The 1810-nt window shown below is 69.4% G+C and carries 1 protein-coding gene; it reads right to left on the bottom strand.

What is annotated here, in order from left to right; all coding sequences use genetic code 11:
- Positions 1-2: 2 nt before the first annotated feature.
- The gene (locus ACRDSQ_RS19975) at positions 3-1448 is read right to left on the bottom strand and encodes an IS110 family transposase (protein WP_431423150.1); all 1446 of its coding nucleotides are present in this window, start codon (positions 1446-1448) and stop codon (positions 3-5) included.
- Positions 1449-1810: the final 362 nt, after the last annotated feature.

The raw sequence follows: 1810 nt of genomic DNA, 5'->3' as shown, positions 1-1810 counted from the left end.
GGTCAGGTGGCCGTTGGTTGTTTGACGCTTCTGGCCCGACGGGACGACGATGGGGTCGGGGAAGGTCGCCTCGTAGCCGCCCTTTGTGGGCCGGGCCGTACATGTCCCGCGTGGACTTGTTGAGGGGCCTTCCCCTTCTTCTTGCTGCGTCGGCGGCGGCGGACCTCTTCGGGGACGGTCCAGTGCTCGGCGATGATCTTCTTGGCTTGGTCGGGTTCGACGGGGGTGCCGTCGCTGTCGCAGATCACGTAGGGCATGCCTCGGTCGAGGGTCGCCCAGGCCCGTTCGGCGAGGTGGGCAGCGACGACGCACGAGGCGCCGAGGTGGTCCTTGCCGCGTTCGACCATCTGGATGTAGTAGATGCGGGCAAGTTGGGGGTCGACCCTTCGGGCGTTGTCGGCCGCTCGCACGAGAGTGGTCCGCAACAAGCGGTTCCCGGCTTTGGACATGGGCTGGCCCTTGCGGTCGGTGTCACCGGTCTCCGACGCCCTGGGTGTCAGGCCGGTGAAAGACCGGAACTTGGCGCCGTTGGCGAAGCGGTGGGGGTTGCCCATGCAGGCGACCAGCGCTGGGGCCCCGATCTCGGCCACACCGGGGAGACTGCGGGCCAGGGCGAGCGGGTCGACCCAGTGGTAGACGGCTGCGCGTTCGGTGGCGTGGCGGGCGAGCTCGGCCTGGGTGGCGCGCAGCAACCGGACTTCGGTGCGGACTTCGTCGGCCAGGTCGGTGAACGCCACGGCCGGGTGGTCGCGGTAGAGGTCGACAGCGGCTTCGGCGGCCATGAGCCACCGCTCCGCCCGATCGGCTCCGAGGGCCCCGTGGGACGCCTTGGCGATGAGCTTGGCGAGCCGAGTCTTCCCGAAACGGATCAGTTCGCGGGGGTCACCACCGAAACGCTCGAGCACGGCCAGGTCCGAGACGCCGAGCTCGCCCACGAGCGGGGAGACCGGCATCAGCTGGCGGACCAGGTCCTTGATGCGGACCTTGTGCTGGGCGGCGGCGCGGGTGAGGCGGTCCGCGGCCCGCACCCGGCGATCCAGCGCCGCCGCCTCGGGGCCGGGCAGCTCCAACGGCACCAGCCCGCCCGGGTCCACCAGCGGCAGGCGGGCGAGGGTCTCGGCGTCGATCCCGTTCGATTTGGCATGGCGGGACAAGAACCGGCGCAGGTCCGCCGCCTTTGCCGACGACACCCGGAACACCAGATGCCCACGAGCGATGAAGAACACCGCGATCGGCAGCCACGCCGGCCCGGTCGGTTCGATCACCACCTCCAGTCGCGTGCCCGGAGCTGCCCCGGCCAGAGCCGCCCGCTCGATTTCGACCAGGCTCTCCGTCGTCGGCACGGCCTTGCGCCGGCACACCTCGCTGCCGTCGGCCCGCAGCACACGAACCGTGTGCGGGCTCGTGATCCCCAGATCGATGCCGACCAGTCGTCGGTCATCCTGCATGCTCGCTCCTCTCTGTCTCGACAGTCCGGCGGCGGTCATGTCGGGGGGGCGGTTTCTCATCACGGCCACGGTCCCAAGGTGGACTGAGCGTCCTGACGACGGCTCCCACTCATGTGCTGCAACCGGCTCCGGCCTCAACTGGCGCCGAGCCACTTCCCTCATCCGGGGCATCCGTGGCCAGGCCAGGAACGGCAATCAAAGAGACGAGGCCAGACGCGCTCAACATCAAGACGCCTCCCTCAGAGTTGTTCTCAACGCCGCCCCCGGACCAGCCGGGATGCTCATGCAACCCTGGGACCACGACGAAGTGGTGGATCCCTCCCAAGCCGCCGGGTCCCTTACATGGAGTTCTCCGCCCACCA

The sequence above is a fragment of the Actinokineospora sp. genome, from assembly GCF_050699995.1.
Classification (GTDB): domain Bacteria; phylum Actinomycetota; class Actinomycetes; order Mycobacteriales; family Pseudonocardiaceae; genus Actinokineospora.
Note: the sequence above shows the minus strand (reverse complement) of the source record. Positions and strands in the feature narration are given on the sequence as shown.

Excerpts from the sequence above, each read along its gene's own strand:
- ACRDSQ_RS19975 (WP_431423150.1), bottom strand. The coding sequence starts at position 1,448 with ATGCAGGATGACCGACGACTGGTCGGCATCGATCTGGGGATCACGAGC.